A 20,077-nucleotide genomic window follows, 5' to 3' on the forward strand; every position below is an offset into this window, starting at 1 on the left:
ACTATTCTTTTATAGCAATTATTCCTTGTATTGTTGGTTCTATTGAAATATCTCCTTTAATCATCGGTTCCATTATAAAATCATTCGAATTTATCTTCACCTTTTTTGGCAAGCTCTTTTTTGTATAATTTTTAGTAATTTCTACATTGTTTTCATTTGAAGCTAATCTGATGTCTATTGGCAAACCTTTCTGTACATCACATTTTATCGTATACTCCTCTCCTACTTTTAAAGTTTGCTCTATCAATTCACCATTAATCAATAATCTGAAAGTAGAAAATTGATCTACTTTTGAATCAGAAGTTTTACTAACAATCAATTTAAACGCAATTTTTTCGTATTGAACAGAATCGTTTTTAGGAGCTATAGGCTCTGCACAAATCGTTTTATCTTGTGCATTTACAGAAGAAGTTATCAATCCTAAAGCAGAAAAAATCATGACATTAGAAATTGTTTTCTGAATTAAATTTTTCCCTAACTGAGATGGATGAAAAATTCCGCAATAAACTTCTTCCTTTTGCATCGATTCAACCAAATCATTTTCACTTAAATTAGAAAAATCATTGATTTTATGTTGACATTTTGCACAAAAATTATCGTCTTGTAATTTTTCTTTACACGGTGTTGGTATTGTTACTTTCATCTTAATAAAGTTTAGATTTATAAAGAAGATGCAAAAAACTAAAAAAAGGTTGGGTATAAAATAAAAAAAGCCCAAGAAAATAAATTCTTGAGCTTTTAGTACCTCAGGCGGGACTTGAACCCGCACGTCCTAATGGACACAGGATTTTAAGTCCTGCGTGTCTACCAATTCCACCACCAAGGCATCCATTACCGAAGTAATAGAGCGGGAAACGAGACTCGAACTCGCAACATTCAGCTTGGAAGGCTGACGCTCTACCAATTGAGCTATTCCCGCGTGTAAATTGCAAAAATCAAATAAAAAGTACCTCAGGCGGGACTTGAACCCGCACGTCCTAATGGACACAGGATTTTAAGTCCTGCGTGTCTACCAATTCCACCACCAAGGCAAAATTTGATTTTTGAATCTAATATTTCAAAGAGCGGGAAACGGGGCTCGAACCCGCGACCTCAACCTTGGCAAGGTTGCGCTCTACCAGCTGAGCTATTCTCGCGATTGGAGTGCAAATATATAAAATCAATTTCTAATAATCCAAATCAAATTTGAATAAAATTTTAAAAATATATTTGCACTTATTTTAATTAGTTGATAGGCATTAACATATCAGCTACTTCTTTTATTTTATCTTTCATCTTTTTACGATGAACGATCATATCTACGAAACCTTTTTCTAATAAAAACTCAGAAGTTTGGAATCCTTCAGGTAAATCTCTACCTATCGTTTCTTTGATAACACGTGGTCCTGCGAAACCAATTAAGGCTCCTGGCTCTGCCATGATAATATCTCCGATAGATCCGAAAGATGCAGTAATTCCTCCAAAAGAAGGATTCGTTAAAATTGTGATGTATGGGATATTGTTGTCTGCTAACTGAATTAATTTGGCTTCTACTTTTGCTAATTGCATTAACGAAATAGCAGCTTCCATCATACGAGCTCCACCAGACTGTGTAATGATAATGTATGGTGTTTTGTGTTTGATAGAATAATCAATTGCACGAGCAATTTTTTCTCCCATTACAGACCCTAAAGAACCTCCAATAAATTTGAAATCCATACAAGAAATTGTAATGTCGCGACCATGGATTTTTCCAGTTGCATTACGTACAGAATCTGTTAACCCTGTTTTCTTTTTGATTTCTTTTAGACGATCTTTGTATGGCTTTGTATCAGTCCAGTTTAATGGATCTTTACTTTCTACATTTTTATCTAATTCAGTAAAAGTACCTTCGTCAAATAAAATATCAAAGTATTCTTGCGAACCAATTTGTACGTGATGATCGTCTTCTGGACTTACATACGCGTTTGCTTTTAGTTCTTCAGTTTCAATGATTTTTCCTGAAGGTGTTTTGTACCACAACCCTTTTTTTACGTCTTTTTTAGACTCTGTAGGTGTAGTAATATTTTTCTTGCTTCTAATAAACCAAGGCATATATTCTTGTTTTTATATCGAGGATAATTAAGAAATTATCCTAATGTATTAATATTATTTAAATCTTGACAAGCTTGGATTAATCGTTCTTTGAAAGAAACTTCTCCTGCTCTTAACCAAACGCGTGGATCGTAGTATTTTTTGTTTGGAGATTCTGCTCCATCTGGATTACCAATTTGTCCTTGTAAATAAGCCGCATTAGCATCAAAATATTTACGAACACCTTCCATAAATGCATATTGTAAATCAGTGTCAATATTCATTTTGATAACTCCGTAGCTAATTGCTTCGCGAATTTCTTCTAATGTAGATCCTGATCCTCCGTGGAATACGAAGTTAACGTCATTGTGAACACCAAATTTTTCGTCGATGAATTTTTGAGAGTTATCTAAAATTTTAGGCGTTAATACTACATTTCCTGGTTTGTAAACTCCGTGTACATTACCAAATGCTGCAGCAATCCAAAAATTGTCAGAAACCGATTTTAAGTTCTCATAAACATAGGCAACTTCTTCTGGTTGTGTATATAATAATGAGTTGTCTACATTAGAGTTGTCTACACCATCTTCTTCACCACCTGTGATACCTAATTCCATCTCCAAAGTCATTCCAACTTTAGACATTCTTTCTAAGTATCTTTTGCAGGTTTCTACGTTTTCTTCTAATGGTTCTTCAGATAAATCTAACATATGAGAACTAAACAACGTTTTTCCAAACTTGTTGTAGTGTTCTTCGTTAGCATCCATAATACCATCAATCCAAGGTAATAATTTTTTAGCGCAATGATCTGTATGTAAGATAACTGTTGCACCATATGATTCTGCTAATGTGTGTATATGTTTTGCACCTGCAATTGCACCTTTGATAGCAGATAATTGATTTTCACCTTTTAATCCTTTTCCTGCATTAAAAGCAGCACCTCCATTAGAAAATTGAATAATAATAGGAGAATTAACTTCTACGGCAGCTTCCATTGCTGCGTTAATCGTGTCAGAACCAATAACATTACATGCTGGTAAAGCATATTGATTTGCTTTTGCATCTTTAATAATGTCTTGAACTAATGAACCGGTTGCAACACCGGCAGGAAATTTTCTGCTCATTATGTTAGTATTTTGTGAAACAAATATAGCTGTTTTTTTAGAAAGGATAATTAATTCCGAAGTGGATTCTTGGTTTTAATAAATTAAAACTATCAAATTGCCATCGATCTCCTTGCGCATAAGATGGGTCGTAGATTTTGTAACCCAAATCAAATCTTACAATTGCGAATGTACCGACGTGATAACGGAAACCTAAACCAGAACCAATACCAAATTCTTTATAGAAATCTTTGAATTTAAATAAAGTTTCTGGACGATTTTTGTTAACTCCCCAAATATTTCCAGCATCAATAAAATAAGCTCCTTCTAAGCTTCCAAATAAATTGAAACGAAACTCTGTGTTGAATAATAATTTTAAACTCTCAAATTCTAAACTCTGATTTTTAGAATTAATACGTGGCTTACTTCCTGGTCCTAATGTTAATGGAGCCCAACCACGAACGTCATTTGCTCCACCAGCAGAATAGCTTCGGGCAAATGGTGCGCTTGATGAGTTTCCGTAAGGCTGAACAATTCCGAATAAGAAACGTCCTGCAACACTAGAGTTTGGATTTAACTTCCATTTACGGCGAACATCGAGATCAAATTTTACAAACTGAGAATATGGAATTCCGAAAATTAATCCCGTTTTTTCGTTGTTAATATCTTCTGAATGATTAAATCCGAAAACCTTGTCTAAACCTCTCAATACATTTCCGGCTAATTCTATGCGAGCTTGTATATACCAAGGATTATTCTTAGGTCGGAAAGAGTTTTCTTGATTAAATGTAAATTGATAAATAAACGAATTGATTAAAACATTTTGAGAGATATTGGCTTTTCTATAAAGCATATTTTCAAACTCTACGTACAATCTTGCATCATCTCCTGATAAAGAGTTTTGGAAGTTTGTATCTGCAGAAATAGCGTCTGTTAATTCGTCATCCGTTACATAAATCGGAGCATTTGGATTGTATAAATAATAAAGATCTTTAACCGAATTTTTGGTTTTATTATCTGTTGTAAAAACATCATAATAACGATCTTTTTTACGGTTATTTACAAATTCTGTATTGAATAATGAAACTTTGTGTTGAAACTCGGAACTTGAGATATCCATGTCAAAGCCAAAACCATACGTTGTTTTGTCTAAACCTACATTTTTTTGTGTACTTACATTTGTACGAATTGCAGACTCGGCAACAAAACGTTTTGGTAGTATTTTATCAATATTAACAGGTGTTAATAAATATGGAAACTTCAGTTTTGTTTCTAATGAAATTTCGTAGGCATTAAGAAAAGCTTTGTTTAACGAAAAATCTTTATCAACAGAACCTAACGTTCCTTTTAATGTAGTTTCTAAATTTTCTCCACCTCTAAATAGATTACGAGATGTTAGCGTCATACCGGGAGATATCGCAAAGTTCATAAATCGAGAAGCGTAACTCTCTACAAAGACGTTAAGATCGTATTTCTTTTTAGGCGTAAAGTAAACATTTACATCAAGAATAGAGTCGTGCGGCGTGATATCAAATCGATGAACATTAATATTATCTTTCTTATAAATATTACGTTTTGTTTGAATCTCTTGTCTTTGACGATATAATTGTCCTGGCGTAATTACGAAAGCATCTGTATAATATCTCGGACGATAAGACGGCTCTTTCGTGTAAATAACATTATAGTTTTTGTATTCTCTTGTTATTAAATTATCTTTTGCTTTATTTACATCATCTTCGGTTCTGGCATCTGCATAGATATTTACTTTACCAAATCTGTATTGTGTAAAAGGCGTAATACTATCTGTTTTTAATGAATCTTGAATGTATTTATCAATAAACATTGTAACATCTAATCGTTTATTACTTTTAGTTGTATCAGCTTCAAAATATAAATCTTCGCCCGAGTTATTGAAATCATAATAACCTCTGTTTTTTAAGAAATCAACCACACGATCACGTTCTCCTTCAAACTTATCAAAATCATATTGATCACCATCATGAATAGTAGCTTGTTTTCCTAACGGAGAATTTAAATACTCTTCAACTTTACTGTCAGATATTTTTTGAGTATACGTTTCTACATAAGAAGGTTCGCCTAATTTTAAATCATAAATCGTAGTGGCTTTTTTTGCAACCGAATCTTTCTCGTACGAAACATGTACTTTAGAGTCAAAATAACCCTTGTCATGAAACAAACGATTTAAGTTTCTTGCCGAAAACTCTGATTGTTTTTCATCTAACAAAACTGGTGCTTCTCCTTGATGATAATACAAACGTTCTTTCCATAAACTATTGCCAACATACTCTGGTAAATTGTTTTTAACCAATAAGCTATCTAATAATTTTTGGTTACGAACAGAAGCGTCTTGTCTATAATATTCAAGAAAAGTATTGTCAAATTTAGCAGGCGACCAATTATAAACCCATTGCCATAACGGAAAAAAACCTAAGAATTTACCAGCAGGCTTTTGTTTTACGTAATCGCTTAAGTCTTTCCCAATAAAAGAAGTCTTTTTCTTGATGTCTGGATCTTCCTTATCGTAAACAAATTTGTTCTTTACAAACAAATATTCTCCCTCAGGAACTTTCTTAGTTGTGCTACAACTATAAAAAACTAATCCTAAGCAAGAGATAAGTGCTATATTTGTTGTAATTTTTTTATGCATAAATATGTTATCAAATAACGTTATTAAAATAATAACTTCTTTAGGTTCTAAAAAATATAGACAAAAATATAATTTGTTTGTCGTAGAAGGTGTTAAAAATATTGGTGAAGTTATAAAAAGTTCAATAAATATTAAAGAATTATTTATAACAGAAGATTTTTGGCCAGAAGAGAAACAGATTAAAAAGACATTTTTAGACGAGAAAGATCTTAAGAAAATAAGTTATCTAACTACTCCAAACGTAGGTTTAGCTCTGTGCGAATTACCGCTTTACGATGAAAAACTATCGTTAAATGGATTGACAATTGCCTTAGATGATATTCGCGATCCAGGTAATTTAGGTACAATTATACGATTAGCCGATTGGTTTGGTGTAGAGAATATTTTGTGTACCAAAGAGTCTGTTGATCTATACAATCCGAAGGTTGTGATGTCTACAATGGGATCTTTTACTCGTGTAAAGGTACATTACATTGATCTTGAAAATTATTTGAAAGAATATAAAGGAAACATTTTCGGAACTTTTATGGAAGGAGACTCTATTTACGAGCAAACTCTTCCGCAAGAAGGTATTTTGGTGATGGGAAATGAAGCAAATGGAATTTCGAAACCGATTGAAGATTTAACCACAAACAAACTGAGTATTCCTTTCTTTGGTAAAAACGGCTCTACCGAAAGTCTTAATGTAGCAGTTGCAACAAGCGTTATTTTAGGAGAATTTAAATCGCAAATTTCGCACAAATCATAAAAAAAACTTAATATTCATCAACCTTTCCTCTTTTTTTATAAAAACGTTTAAATTAGTATTTCAATACTAAAAGATAAGAAAAATCACATGAAATATGTAGCAGTTGTTCTTGCTTCTGCGGCTCTTTTTTTGGGTAGTTGTAGCAAGAAAAACGAACAGAAAGAGGAACTTAGAAAGAAAGATCCACATGCACTTCGATATGATTCATTAGATTGGAAAGCAGATTTCAAACCAATGAAATATACACAAGCCGAGTTAAATGATTACCGTACTAAGATAGACAAGTTTTACAAAGACTTTTGGGTAGACGGAAAAGTAAGCGGTGGTTTGTTGGTTGTAAAGAATGGGCAAGTTGTTTTCGAAGAATATCAAGGTATGGCAGATGAAAGGCATCAGCGTCCAATTACTGCAAATACTCCAGTACATATTGCTTCTATCTCCAAAGTTTTTACCTCTATGGCAATACTAAAGTTGGTAGAAAAAGGTAAATTAAAGTTAGATCAAAAGGTAAATACAATATTAGAAGGTTTTCCGTACGATGATGTAACAGTTCGTATGTTGCTAAACCACCGCAGTGGATTACCAAATTATGCCAACGTTTTGTGGAATAATAAAAAGGTAATGGAAGGTCGTCAGAAACCAATCTCTAATCAAGACGTTTTTAATATCTTCAAAGAACATGACGTTAAACAAATTCGTCCAGCTGATAAAGGTTTCTATTACTCGAATACCAACTTCGCTTTTCTTGCTTTGATCATAGAAAAGATCATGAAAATGGATTATCCAAAAGCGATGAAGTACATGATTTTTGATCCTCTTGAGATGAAAAATACTTTTGTTTTTGAATATGATCGCGATAAAGATACTGTTGCACGTTCGTACAAATACAATGGTTACGAGTGGGCTTGGGACGATTTTGACCGTACATATGGAGATAAAAACATTTATTCTACACCAAGGGATATGTACAAGTTGGATGTAGCAATGTATTCGGATGATTTTTTACCTAAGAATTTAAAGAAAGAAGCTTTTCAGGGATATAGTTACGAGCAAAAAGGTTTCAAGAATTATGGACTAGGAATGCGTTTGTTAGAATATGATAATGGTAAAAAACTGTTGTATCACAATGGTTGGTGGCACGGTAATAATACCGTTTTTGTACACGATATCAATAATCAACTTACTATAATAGCCTTAGGAAATAAACAGAATCGTAATGTTTATAGTGCATTTAGATTAGCAGGATTAACAGGGACTTATCCGCTAAAAGTACCTAATAAAGACTCGTTGAAGTTGCATCAACCTCAACTAATGCCAAAAGATACATCTAAAATTGCTCCTAAAGTAAAAAGATAATTACAAAGCCTTCTTATTTATTAAGAAGGCTTTTTTTATACAAAACATTTGTATTCTATTGATAATCAGTAAATAAATTTTGATAATATAAATTATTGTGTTAAATTGAGTTAACTAACAAATTAACTTTTAAAACCTATTTTTTATGTCAGTAAAATACAATGTTATTGAAAAAGGCAATCCTGCGGATCCTGCAGCGCCTAAAAAATTTTATGCAAGTTCTGTTGCAGATGGCGAAATTACATTACGTAATTTAAGTAAAGAAATTGCGCAGACTTCTTCGGTTAGCGAAAGCGATGTACATGCAACTTTAATAGATTTGGCTAAAATGTTATCGAAACATTTGGCTGATGGTCGTATTGTGAGATTAGGCGATTTTGGATCTTTTCAGATTAGTCTTAGTAGCGAAGGAGTGGATGCAGCAAACAAAGTAAATGCATCTTTAATTAAAGGTTCTAAAATTCTTTTCAGACCAGGATTAGATTTACGAGATACTTTAGCTACTCTAAAATATGAAAAAAAGAAGTAAGCGTTGAATGATAAATTAAGTTATACTTAAAGCAAATAAAAAACGTCAAGTGATTTTACCTAAAATCACTTGACGTTTTGTTTGAAATCACCTGACGTTTTAATTAAAATGTCTTGATAATTTATTTACAATTAAGAGAAAGTTTCTGAAACAAGTTCAGAATGACACTGTGTGTTTATTTAACAATCATCTTAATAAATAAGCTTCCTATTGTTTAATATCCATAATATCTCGCAAAACATTTCCGAAGATATTAAATCCAAGAACTAGTAACATAATAGCTAAACCTGGTAAAATTGCCAAATGTTGTTTGCCTAAAATGATATGACTATAATGTTCTTTGATGATGTTTCCCCAAGACGGAGTAGGAGGTTGTGCTCCAATTCCTAAGAAACTAAGACCACTTTCTACTAAGATTGCCGAAGCAAAGTTGGCAGCAGAAATAACAATAACTGGAGCAACTACATTAGGAAGAATTTGATTGAATATAATTCGCATATCCGAAAAACCTAATGCTTTTGCAGCTTCCACAAATTCTTTTTCTCTGTAAGATAAGAATTGTCCACGTACAACACGTGCAACTTCTACCCACATTGTTAGTCCGACCGCAATAAATATCTGCCAAAAACCTTTACCAATTGCTAAGGTAATCGCTATAACCAAAAGAAGTGTTGGGATAGACCATATAACATTTATTAACCACATTATAAAGTCATCAACTCTTCCCTTGTAATATCCTGCGATAGCACCCAATGTAACACCTACAAGTAGTGAAATAAAAACTGCGATAAAACCAATTAAAAACGAGATTCTTGTACCAATAATTAATCTAGAATAAAAGTCGCGTCCATAGGAATCTGTGCCAAGAAGATATGTTTTTGTGAAGATAAATTCTTTCTCAATATCTGATGGTTTGATGTTATACTTTGTCCAAGCTGAGGTATTTATATTAACAGCCTCTCCGTTTAGTCCGTTGCCTATATATGGAATGTAAGTAAGTGTATCACCATTTATTTTGTATGATGAAATACTTATTTGCTCCGAATCGATTTCTTTGCCAAATAAATAATCTGAAAATGTCATTTTACCTGTGTAATTAGGTAAAGGAATTTCGATTGTTTGTTGCTTGTAACCTATAGGTGCGTATGCAATGGTTAGGTCTTGTCGGTTAGCATTCTCGGTTTTATCGGACGCAAAGAAATAGGAAAAGATAGAAATGATTCCAGCTAATACTATTACACTAAAAGAAAGAACACCAAGGGTGTTCTTTCTTAATTTATTGAATACGATTTGTGAAAATGAACCGTTGTCTTGTGTCATTATTTAATATCTTTTAGGACATTAACAGCTTCGTTTAAATAAAAGTCTTTTTGCATTCCTTTGAACCAATTGTTACGTTTAGCTTTCAAGACTGTATCGTTTTTAACAGCTGTAAGGTCGTTTTGATTCATCGTAAACTTAAAGTTGTTCTTGTATTTATCTAAAGTTTCGAATTTCTTTATTTTGTCTTCGCGTGTTTTGCGGTAAACTTTGTAATCTTCTATGCTTAATGGAATCTCTTTTACATCTTCCATCGACTTAATAAACTTGAAGCTTTCGTTCAGTAAATTTAAGTGAGCATTGTTTGCTAAACGTGTTTTACTGTTAGCTTTTATTTTATCTAAGTTAATCGCAGTTGGCCATTTTGCAATAACCAATGGTTTGATTTGATCCCAGTTTAATGCTTCTGGACGAGAACCTTCGTTAATATCTTCGTAAGTGTATTGATCAACTAAAGAAATATCTGATTGAACTCCTTTTAATTGTGTTGAACCTCCGTTTACTCGGTAGAATTTCTGAATAGTTAATTTTATAGCACCTAACTCATCACTTCCTGTGTTACGATCTAAAGGCAAGATAGTTTGTACAGTACCTTTACCAAACGTTTGTGGCGAACCAACAATAACAGCACGGCCATAGTCTTGCATTGCTGCAGCAAAAATCTCTGATGCAGAAGCAGAAAGTTCGTTAACCATTACAACTAAAGGACCGTCATAAGCAATCGTTGCATCTTTGTCTTCGTGAATTTTTAACATTCCGTCCGAACGTCTAACTTGTACAATTGGACCTTGATTAATGAATAATCCAGAGATTTTTACAACCTCTTCTAAAGAACCACCACCATTGTTACGAACATCGAAAATAAGACCTTTGATGTTTTCTTTTTTCAAAACTTCAATTTCTTTTTTGATGTCATCAGAAGGGTAACGACCTTCGTCTTTCCCCATCGGTGTATAAAACTCTGGTAAATAAATGATTCCGTATTTATCACCTTTCTCGTCTGTAATTACAGAAGAGCGAGCAAATACTTCTTCAGCTTGAATGATATCTCTTATCAAAGAAATTTGTTGTTGAGAACCATCTTTTTTCTGAATAGTTAAAACAACTTCAGTTCCTTTTTTACCTTTTATTAAACGAATTGCATCGCTCAAAATCATTCCAACAATGTTTTTAGCTTCACCGTTTTTACCTTGTGCAACTTTGATGATTTTGTCACCAACTTCAATTTTTCCGTTTTTCCAAGCTGGTCCACCAATAATTAATTCTGCAATTGTAGCGTAACCTTTCTTGTCTTGTATTTTAGCACCAATTCCTTCCATTTGTCCAGACATTTCGAAGTCGAAATCTTCTTTACTTGTTGGTGAGAAATAAGTTGTGTGCGGATCGTATTGCTCTGTAAAAGAGTTAATATAAATAGAGAAATAGTTTTCTTTCTTTGTTTGCTTAATACGACGGAAATAGTCAGAAATTAATTCTTTTACTTCTTCGCGAGCCATTTTTTCTACTTCAGCAAAAGGTGTGTCTTTTGTGATTTTCTTTTTCTCGTCAGCCAAAGGATCTTTTACAGGTTTTATAGTAGCTGGTTTACCTAATGTGTCTTTCTTTTCACCTTTTAATTCATCTTGCATAGAGATAATCTCTAACATTACATTGTACTTAATGTATTTTCGCCATAAGTCTTTTGCTTCTGTTTTATCTTTTGCGTATTTAGATGTTTTGTAATCAATATTAAAGTTTTCTTTTTTATTGAAATCAATTGGTTTTGATAAAGCATCCATTGAGTATTTCTCTGCATCAGCAATACGTTTGTAGATTGTATCTGCAGTAGAATTATAGAATGATAAATTCTCATTTTTGTAAAAATCATCTAAATTGTGATAATCTTTCTTGAATAAATCATAATCAGATTGTAATAAAAAACGTTTTGCAGGATCGATGTATTCTAAGTATTTATTAAATACATTTTCAGAAAATTTATCATCAATATTTGCAGGTTTGTAATGTAAATAAGTTAATGTATTACGTGTATTTTTTACGATTAACTTTTCTTTGTCTCCGTCAGAGTCTAACATAGGTTTGCAGAAGCAGAAAGCCAACAAACTCATTGATAAAAACGATAGTAAAACATACGTTTTTTTAATTAACATATAGCGTTGTTCTTATTATAAATTAATAATTTTCGAGTCCTTCAAATATAAAACAAAAAAGAAATTAGAAGGAAGTTTTTTACATTTGTATAAATAAGAAATAAAAGTAACAATAAAATATGGAAAGACCGCTAATTTTAGTGACAAATGATGACGGAGTTACGGCTCCTGGTATCAGAGCTTTGGTCGAAATGGCGAAAGAATTTGGAGAAGTTTATGTCGTTGCACCAGATAGTCCGCAAAGTGGAATGGGGCATGCTGTAACTTTAAATTCAACTTTATTTTGTGACGAAATAGAAGTAGATGAAGAAGTGAAAGAATATGCTTGCTCGGGAACACCAGTAGATTGTGTGAAGTTGGCTGTTTCGCAAATATTACCACGTAAACCAGATTTATGTATTTCGGGAATTAATCACGGATCAAATTCGTCGGTGAATGTGATTTATTCGGGAACGATGTCTGCAGCTGTAGAAGCTGGAATAGAAGGTATTCCTGCGATCGGGTTTTCTTTGTGTGATTTTGCATACAATGCAGACTTTAAGGCTGGAGAAAAATTTATCAAGAAAGTAATAGCTGAGGTTTTGAAAAATAAATTACCAAAAGGTGTTGTCTTGAATGTGAATATTCCGAAGTTGAAAGAACATGAAATTAAAGGAATAAAAGTTTGCCGTCAAGCTGATGCTAAATGGGAGGAGAAATTTGATAAACGCGAAGATCCTCGTGGAAGAACATATTATTGGATGAGTGGTGAATTCAAAAACTTAGACAAAGGCGATGATACAGACGAACGTGCTTTAGAAGAAGGTTATGTTTCTGTTGTTCCTGTTAGATATGATTTGACTGCGCATCACTTTTTAGGTGATTTACGCAATTGGGAATTGTAGATTTGTTCTAAGTTCTAAGTTCTAAGTTCTAAGTTCTAAGTTCTAAGTTCTAAGTTCTAAGTTCTAAGTTCGTTGTCATTCTGAGCTTGTCGAAGAATCTCAAAAAGAAAATCAAAACATAAAAAAAAGGACTTCATATGAAGTCCTTTTTTAGTATTTCTTAAAATTATTTAGATAATTTTTTCTCAGCATCACGATAAAAAGTTTCTTTTTGATCGTTTCCTAAAGTTTTATATGCCTGAATTAAGTTACGAATCACTTGACGATTCTGAGGCTCAATTTCATACATTTTTTCTAAATAAGGAACGGCTTCTGTAAATATTGCTTTACGTTTAGTTTCGTTCGCATTATAAATTTCTTTTTCTTTTTTAGACGTTCCTAAATTGTTGTTCATTGTTTCAACAATTTCTTTGTCAGATTTAAGAACAGCTAAAACTAAGTTGTTGTATGATTCAAAATGTTTAGGATTTAATTCAATCGCTTTTTTGAACATGTTTTTAGCTTCTTCTGTTTTATCAGCTTCATCTAAAAGTAAAACACCTAAGTTGTAGTAATTTTGTCCGTTGTTTGGGTCAAGTTTAATACTTTCTTCGATGCGTTGACGCATTTTATCACTGTTTCCAGAAACTTGATAAATACCAGCTGCAAGATTGTTGATGTCATTATCTTTTGGGTATTTAGCAACAGCTTCGTCTACAATAGCATCATATTTTTTAGCATTGTATAAACCATTCAAAGCTAACACGTACATATCACGGTTGTAGTCTTTTGTTTGGTTTGCAGATTTACCTGTAAATCCTTTTGCAGCTAATTCTTTGATGATAGTTAATGATTTGTCATAATCAGTAGCGTTGTAATAACAAATAGCTGCTTGGTATTTGTAGATTTCTTCTTTTGTTCCTAAAGCTTCAACAAGGTTGTAAACATTTAAAAATTTAACTGCAGCTTCAGGAAATTGCTTAGCATCCATAGCTTTATTTGCAGCGTCCAATTCTTTGTTTGCTAAATTAGAAACCTCAGATTGCAATAAGAAGCCGTATTTTGGTTGTAAAATAACTTCTTTTGCTTTTGCATAATTTTTTCCAGCTGTAGCTTTGTCTAAATCTGCCTGAGAATAATAAAATTCATCTTTCTTAGTATCCTTGTTTTTAACCTGCCAAGCTTTACCATTTTCGTATTTTGATAATTTTGCTAAATCTTGACTTGCTTTTGTAACATCTCCTTTTGCTAAGTTTTCTTTTGCAGATTTGTTATATTTTTCTGCTAAAACTGTAGGTTCTGTTGTTAGTTCTTCTGTATTTGTTTGAGCAAATGTTGTAGACATTGCTAAAACTAAACCTAAGCTAAATAATAATTTCTTCATTTGATTATTCATTATTTGGATCCTCAGCAGGCTTTTCTTCTGCTTGAGTTTCGTTTGTGTTGTCAGAGTTTTCTACTACAATTGGATTTCCATCTTCGTCAAGTTCTACTTCATCTTCTAACTCTTCTTCAACTTCAACTTTTGCAATTGCAGCAATTTCGTCGTTCTTCTTCAAGTTAATTAATCGAACACCTTGCGTTGCACGACCCATTACTCTAATTTCATCTAAACCAGTTCTAATTGCAACACCAGATTTGTTGATAATCATCAAATCATCTTCATCTGTTACAGCTTCTATGGCGATTAATTTTCCTGTTTTTTCAGTAATATTTAAAGTTGTAACACCTTTACCACCACGATTTGTTTCACGATAATCTTCGATTGACGAACGTTTACCATAACCTTGTTCAGAAACAACTAAAACGGTTTGTTTTTCCATATCAGAAACAACAACCATACCGATAACTTCGTTATCTGGTTCGTCTCCTAAGTTGATACCGCGAACTCCAGATGCTGTACGTCCCATTGGGCGAACTTTTTCGTCTTCAAAACGAATAGCTTTACCATAACGAGAAGCGATCATAATTTGAGATTTACCATCTGTTAATAATGCTTCTAATAATGTATCACCTTCGCGAACTGTAATTGCATTAATTCCGTTTGCACGTGGGCGAGAGTATGCTTCTAAAGATGTTTTCTTGATGATACCATTTTTAGTAACCATAATGACGTAATTATTATTTACGTATTCTTCGTCCATTAAATCGTGTGTACGGATGTAAGCTTTTACTTTATCATCTGGTTCGATATTAATTAAGTTCTGAATTGCTCTACCTTTCGAAGTTTTTGATCCTTCAGGAATTTCGAAAACTCGCATCCAGAAACATTTTCCTTTCTCAGTGAAGAATAACATGTATTGGTGGTTAGACGCAGAAACCATGTATTCTAAGAAATCTTCGTCTCGTGTAGTAGCGGCTCTGTTACCAACACCACCACGAGATTGTTTACGGTATTCAGAAAGTGGAGTACGTTTGATGTAACCCATGTGAGAAATAGTTAAAACTACTTTTTCATCAGGGATTAAATCTTCCATATTTAAGTCACCTCCAGCGTAATCAATATCTGTACGACGTTCGTCACCATATTTTTTACGAACTTCAATTAACTCGTCTTTGATAATTTGCATACGTAAATCTTCGTTTGCTAAAATATCTTTCAAGTGATTAATCATTTTCATGATTTCTTCGTATTCATCACGAATTTTGTCAATCTCAAGACCAGTTAAAGTACGTAAACGTAAATCTAGAATTGCACGCGCCTGAATTTCTGATAAATCAAAAGCAGCCATTAATTCAGTTCTAGCTTCTTCAGGTGTTGCAGCTCCACGAATAATTTTGATAGCACGATCTAAGTCATCTTGTGTTCCGATTACTTTCATGTAACCTTCTAAGATGTGAGCTCTTTCTTGTGCTTTTCTCAATTCATATTCAGCACGACGAATAACAACTTCATGTCTGTGTTCTACGAAATGATGAATTAAATCTTTTAGATTTAATTGCTCAGGTCTTCCGTTTACTAACGCAATGTTGTTAACACTAAATGATGATTGTAATTGAGTATATTTATATAATTTATTTAAAACTACATTAGGTACAGCGTCCATTTTAAGTACATAAACGATACGCATACCTTTACGGTCAGATTCGTCACGAATTTCAGAAATACCATCTAATTTACCATCTTTTACCAACTCTGCCGTTTTTGCAATCATGTCGGCTTTGTTTACTTGGTAAGGAATTTCTGTAGCGATGATACAATCACGACCGTGTACTTCTTCAAAGTTTGTTTTAGCGCGTAAAACTACTCGTCCACGTCCAGTTTCAAAAGCCTGTTTTACACCATCAAAACCATAAATAGTACCTCCTGTTGGGAAATCTGGTGCTTTGATGTGTTGCATTAATTCATCAATCGTAATATCACGATTGTCTACATAGGCAATTGTACCATCAATAACCTCAGTTAAGTTGTGTGGCGCCATATTTGTAGCCATACCAACTGCAATACCAGAAGCTCCGTTTACTAATAAAGTAGGAATTTTTGTAGGTAAAACTTTTGGCTCTTGAATAGTATCGTCAAAGTTTAATTGGAAATCAACAGTTTCTTTATCTAAATCAGCTAATAATTCGTCTGAAATTTTTTGAAGTTTTGCTTCAGTATAACGCATTGCTGCAGGTGGATCACCATCTACAGATCCGTAGTTACCTTGCCCGTCAACTAGCATATAACGTAAAGACCAAGGTTGCGCCATACGCACCATTGCGTCGTAAACTGAGCTATCACCGTGAGGGTGGAATTTACCTAAAACTTCCCCTACGATACGAGCAGATTTTTTATATGAACGGTTAGAAAATACTCCTAATTCATACATTCCGAATAACACTCTACGGTGTACAGGCTTTAAACCATCGCGCACATCTGGAAGTGCACGAGATACGATTACCGACATCGAATAATCGATATACGCGGATTTCATTTCATCCTCAATGTTAATTGGGATTAGTCTTTCTCCTTCAGTCATATTGTTTTGTTATATAAGGTGGCTAATATACGAATTTTAAGCCAAATATTGTCCCTTAAAAACAAGTTATTTGATGTTTTATGAAAGTTTTAAGGAAAAAATTTCGTTTAAGTAATGTATCTTGAAAAAAATGATTTAAAATCACAATTGTTAATAAAATTTCTATGTTATTGTTTTAATTTTCTATTGCTAAACAAAAAAATGTTTTTATATTTGCACTTCGAAAATTACAAATTGTAGAACGGACGCGGTTTACTATTAATTCATATTTTTTGTAATTTTCAATCAATTTGATTTTTGAATTAATAATAATAACTGTATATTTGCAACCCATTCGAGTAATGGATTAGAACTTAGTAAAGATGAGTAAAAGAACATTTCAACCAAGTAACAGAAAGAAAAGAAACAAACACGGTTTCCGTGAGCGTATGGCTTCTAAAAACGGACGCAAAGTATTAGCGGCTCGTAGAAAAAAAGGAAGAGCATCAGTATCTATTAGCGATGTAAGAGCTAAAAGATAATCGTTACAAATCATAAAAAATAAGCTTGAGGGTTCTTCTTTCAAGCTTTTTTTTTACATTTGTTTTTTAAGACTGTAAAAAGTATGGAAGCTAAAAATGTAATTGAGTTATCTCAATCATCTATATATCAAAGAAGTCATTTAGTATTATCTGACGTTAATTTTACCTTAAACGAAGGCGAATTTGTTTATTTAATTGGTAAAACTGGAAGTGGGAAAAGTAGTTTGTTAAAAGTGCTTTATGGAGATTTACCTCTACAAACAGGACAAGGATCTGTGGTAGGTATGGATCTTAAAACATTGAAAACAAGTAAAATTCCTGATCTAAGAAGACATTTAGGAATTGTTTTTCAGGATTTCCAGTTGTTAACAGATCGTACAGTAGAGCAAAATTTATCTTTCGTGTTAAAAGCGACAGGATGGAAAGATAAAGAGACGATTGATAAACGTATTGATGAAGTTTTGGACGCTGTAGGTATGCTATCTAAAAAGAAAATGATGCCTTTCCGTCTTTCTGGTGGTGAGCAACAACGTGTGTCTATTGCGCGTGCATTATTAAATCATCCAGAATTGATTTTAGCAGATGAGCCAACAGGAAACTTAGATCCAGAAACATCAAATGATATTATGGATTTGTTGTTATCAGTGTCTAAGCAAAATAATTGTGCAGTTTTAATGGCTACACATGATTACGAAATTATTCGTCGTTATCCAGCGCGTAAAGTGCGTTGCGAAGACGGGAAATTATTTGAAGTTACAGAAGCAATTACTGAATAAGAATTGTCTAAAAACAATATATTTTAAAAGAAAGAGTTTACATTTGAGTAAACTCTTTTTTTATTTGTAATAACGTTATGTATCAAGATAAAAAGTTACATTTTATTAGTATGGATGTGCCTTTTCCTCCAAATTATGGAGGAATAATTGATGTGTTTTATAAACTGAAAGCGTTTCATCAATTAGGTGTGAAAATTTATTTGCATGTTTTTGGATTTAAGAACGATGATTTAAAAGACTTGAAGCTCTATGCGGAAGAAGTTTACTTTTATCCAATTAATCAAAATCCGTTTTATATTTTTAATCAAAGTCCAATTTCTGTTCAATCTCGTAATGGTAAATTGATTTTTGAGAATTTACAAAAAAAATACGCGCCAATTTTTTTTGAAAGTCTGAAAACAACTTCCGTTTTAAACGATTTTCAGCTCGATAATTATCCCAAATTTCTACGATTACATAATATAGAACAAAACTATTTTGGAGGTTTAGCAAAGAGTGAATCTAATTTTTTTAAGAAAATTCTTTTTAATCAAGAAGCAAAAAAGTATAGTCGATACGAACAGATATTAAATCAATTTGATCAAGTATTTACACTTTCTAAGGCAGAACAAAAGTATATTCATACAAAGTATCTTAAAGGTAAGTTTGTACCTGTTTTTCATGGGAATGAGGGTTTTAAAAATTTAAAAGGAAAAGGTAAGTATGCTCTTTATCATGGAGATTTACGAGCTGCTGATAATTGTAAAGTTGTAGAATTTTTAATTGAAGTGTTCAAAGAGATTGATTTTCCATTAGTCATTGCTTCAAGTACAAAAGAAAAGTGGGTGAAATCTAAAATAGGAGAAGTTAAACATATAAAATTTATTCATTTAATCGATTTTAAGCATTTACAAGAGTTATTTATGGATGCTCATATTAATATTGCGTGGTCGTTTCAAGAGTCTGGAACAAAGTTAAAAGTTGTAAATGCGTTATTTAATAGTCGTTTTTCGGTGATAAATGATAATGTAATAGATGATGAAAAAATTAGTGATTTGTGTATCAAAGTTAAGACTAAAAATGAGTTGATTTTAGCAATAAATCAACTAAAAGAGCAATGTTTTAACGCTTCAGAGTCATATAAATCAATGTTAGAGAATTATTTGAATGATAAATTGAATGCTGAAATTATTTTGAATGAGATATTTAATTAATTTTAAGTTATGAACAGGAACGAACTTGCTGATTTTATTCTTCAAAAAATTGAATTGAATAAAAATGTAATCAAAGAACAATTTGATGCAACTAAAGCGCAAATTGGTCATTTTTGGATTGATGATTTATTACCTACAGAAATTGTTTGCAAAATAAGTAATGAATTTCCTGAGAAAGAAGAAATGGTCTTGAAAAAAAGTCTGAAAGAAGATAAGTATATTGCTGTTCAGATGAATCAATATCATCCAATTTTAGAAGAAATTATTTATGCTTTTCAAGATGAACGAATCGTCAATTTGATTGCAGAAATCTGTGAAATTAAACAACCAATTCCTGATTCTTCTTTGTATGCTGGTGGTTTATCTATGATGGGAAATCGTCAATTTTTACAACCTCATTTAGATAATTCTCATGATGCGAAAAGAGAATTATGGCGAGTGTTGAATTTGTTATATTATGTAACGCCAGATTGGAAAGAAGAATATGGTGGTAATTTAGAAGTTTGGCCAAATGGATTGAAGAATGACCAAATTACCATTTTTAGTAAGTTCAATCGTTTGGTTGTAATGGCAACGCACAACGATTCTTTGCATTCGGTTTCACCTGTCAAGTTTGAAGGTTTTAGAAAGTGTGTTTCTAATTATTATTTTTCTAAAGAGCCGTTAAGAGAAACAGATTCGTTTCATGTAACATCGTTTAGAGGTCGTCTAGATCAGAAGGTTTTAGATCATGTTTTACAGGTAGATAATGCGCTAAGAATGGGTGTTAGAAAAATATTTAAAAATGGTGTGGTAGAAAATCCGCATATTTATAAGAAAGATGAAGAAGTAGATTAAGT

Annotated in this window: 16 protein-coding genes and 4 tRNA genes; 8 read left to right on the plus strand and 12 right to left on the minus strand. The window is 32.5% G+C overall.

Features of this window, described 5'->3' with window-relative positions:
* Window position 1: 1 nt before the first annotated feature.
* The 8 genes from QHG34_RS05270 to tamL all read right to left on the minus strand — a co-directional run bounded on the left by QHG34_RS05270 (window position 2) and on the right by tamL (window position 5,823).
* Complete coding sequence (locus QHG34_RS05270) at window positions 2-643, minus strand: hypothetical protein (RefSeq protein ID WP_282629158.1); 642 nt, start codon at window positions 641-643, stop codon at window positions 2-4.
* Between the two features lie 99 nt (window positions 644-742).
* Window positions 743-826: transfer RNA gene (locus QHG34_RS05275), tRNA-Leu, on the minus strand.
* Window positions 827-846: 20 nt separating this feature from the next.
* A tRNA-Gly gene (locus QHG34_RS05280) sits at window positions 847-919 on the minus strand.
* A 28-nt stretch (window positions 920-947) separates the two neighbouring features.
* Window positions 948-1,031 (minus strand) — tRNA-Leu (locus QHG34_RS05285).
* Between the two features lie 32 nt (window positions 1,032-1,063).
* A tRNA-Gly gene (locus QHG34_RS05290) sits at window positions 1,064-1,136 on the minus strand.
* A gap of 88 nt (window positions 1,137-1,224) precedes the next feature.
* Window positions 1,225-2,073, minus strand: a complete 849-nt coding sequence (gene accD / locus QHG34_RS05295; RefSeq protein ID WP_282629159.1) for an acetyl-CoA carboxylase, carboxyltransferase subunit beta — start codon at window positions 2,071-2,073, stop codon at window positions 1,225-1,227.
* Between the two features lie 35 nt (window positions 2,074-2,108).
* Window positions 2,109-3,176 (minus strand): class II fructose-bisphosphate aldolase, encoded by a 1,068-nt coding sequence (gene fbaA / locus QHG34_RS05300; protein WP_282629160.1) that lies wholly within the window; start codon window positions 3,174-3,176, stop codon window positions 2,109-2,111.
* A gap of 37 nt (window positions 3,177-3,213) precedes the next feature.
* Complete coding sequence (gene tamL, locus QHG34_RS05305; RefSeq protein WP_282629161.1) at window positions 3,214-5,823, minus strand: translocation and assembly module lipoprotein TamL; 2,610 nt, start codon at window positions 5,821-5,823, stop codon at window positions 3,214-3,216.
* A gap of 4 nt (window positions 5,824-5,827) precedes the next feature.
* On the opposite strand from tamL, the gene QHG34_RS05310 reads away from it, so the two are divergent.
* From QHG34_RS05310 to QHG34_RS05320, 3 genes are all read left to right on the plus strand, one after another.
* A complete protein-coding gene (locus QHG34_RS05310; protein ID WP_282629162.1) occupies window positions 5,828-6,571 on the plus strand; it encodes a TrmH family RNA methyltransferase in 744 nt (247 codons plus the stop codon).
* Between the two features lie 87 nt (window positions 6,572-6,658).
* Window positions 6,659-7,927, plus strand: a complete 1,269-nt coding sequence (locus tag QHG34_RS05315; RefSeq protein ID WP_282629163.1) for a serine hydrolase domain-containing protein — start codon at window positions 6,659-6,661, stop codon at window positions 7,925-7,927.
* 145 nt (window positions 7,928-8,072) lie between these two features.
* The gene (locus tag QHG34_RS05320; RefSeq protein ID WP_282629164.1) at window positions 8,073-8,456 is read left to right on the plus strand and encodes an HU family DNA-binding protein; all 384 of its coding nucleotides are present in this window, start codon (window positions 8,073-8,075) and stop codon (window positions 8,454-8,456) included.
* Window positions 8,457-8,663: 207 nt separating this feature from the next.
* Here the strand turns inward: QHG34_RS05320 and QHG34_RS05325 are convergent, their stop codons facing one another.
* Both QHG34_RS05325 and QHG34_RS05330 read right to left on the minus strand, forming a co-directional pair.
* Window positions 8,664-9,776: an ABC transporter permease gene (locus QHG34_RS05325; RefSeq protein ID WP_282629165.1), complete on the minus strand. Its 1,113-nt coding sequence runs from the start codon at window positions 9,774-9,776 to the stop codon at window positions 8,664-8,666.
* Window positions 9,776-11,848, minus strand: coding sequence for a carboxy terminal-processing peptidase (locus QHG34_RS05330; protein WP_282629167.1), 2,073 nt, complete (start codon window positions 11,846-11,848; stop codon window positions 9,776-9,778). The genes QHG34_RS05325 and QHG34_RS05330 overlap by 1 nt, the downstream gene beginning before the upstream one ends.
* 194 nt (window positions 11,849-12,042) lie before the next feature.
* Between QHG34_RS05330 and surE the strand changes: the two genes are divergently transcribed.
* The gene (gene surE / locus QHG34_RS05335) at window positions 12,043-12,807 is read left to right on the plus strand and encodes a 5'/3'-nucleotidase SurE (protein WP_282629168.1); all 765 of its coding nucleotides are present in this window, start codon (window positions 12,043-12,045) and stop codon (window positions 12,805-12,807) included.
* 166 nt (window positions 12,808-12,973) lie between these two features.
* Here surE and QHG34_RS05340 read toward each other — a convergent pair whose 3' ends face one another.
* Both QHG34_RS05340 and gyrA read right to left on the minus strand, forming a co-directional pair.
* Entirely contained in the window at window positions 12,974-14,170 is a 1,197-nt protein-coding gene (locus QHG34_RS05340; protein ID WP_282629169.1) for a tetratricopeptide repeat protein, read from the minus strand.
* 4 nt (window positions 14,171-14,174) lie between these two features.
* Window positions 14,175-16,748: a DNA gyrase subunit A gene (gene gyrA, locus QHG34_RS05345; protein WP_282629170.1), complete on the minus strand. Its 2,574-nt coding sequence runs from the start codon at window positions 16,746-16,748 to the stop codon at window positions 14,175-14,177.
* A 362-nt stretch (window positions 16,749-17,110) separates the two neighbouring features.
* Here gyrA and rpmH point away from each other — a divergent pair, with 362 nt between their 5' ends.
* The 4 genes from rpmH to QHG34_RS05365 all read left to right on the plus strand — a co-directional run bounded on the left by rpmH (window position 17,111) and on the right by QHG34_RS05365 (window position 20,075).
* A complete protein-coding gene (rpmH, locus tag QHG34_RS05350) occupies window positions 17,111-17,269 on the plus strand; it encodes a 50S ribosomal protein L34 (RefSeq protein ID WP_282629171.1) in 159 nt (52 codons plus the stop codon).
* A gap of 83 nt (window positions 17,270-17,352) precedes the next feature.
* Complete coding sequence (locus tag QHG34_RS05355; RefSeq protein WP_282629172.1) at window positions 17,353-18,045, plus strand: cell division ATP-binding protein FtsE; 693 nt, start codon at window positions 17,353-17,355, stop codon at window positions 18,043-18,045.
* 110 nt (window positions 18,046-18,155) lie between these two features.
* Entirely contained in the window at window positions 18,156-19,238 is a 1,083-nt protein-coding gene (locus QHG34_RS05360) for a hypothetical protein (RefSeq protein WP_282629173.1), read from the plus strand.
* 9 nt (window positions 19,239-19,247) lie between these two features.
* On the plus strand, window positions 19,248-20,075 hold the full coding sequence (locus tag QHG34_RS05365) for a 2OG-Fe(II) oxygenase (protein ID WP_282629174.1): 828 nt from the start codon (window positions 19,248-19,250) through the stop codon (window positions 20,073-20,075).
* Window positions 20,076-20,077: the final 2 nt, after the last annotated feature.

It is taken from the genome of Empedobacter sedimenti (assembly GCF_030005555.1).
Classification (GTDB): domain Bacteria; phylum Bacteroidota; class Bacteroidia; order Flavobacteriales; family Weeksellaceae; genus Empedobacter; species Empedobacter sedimenti.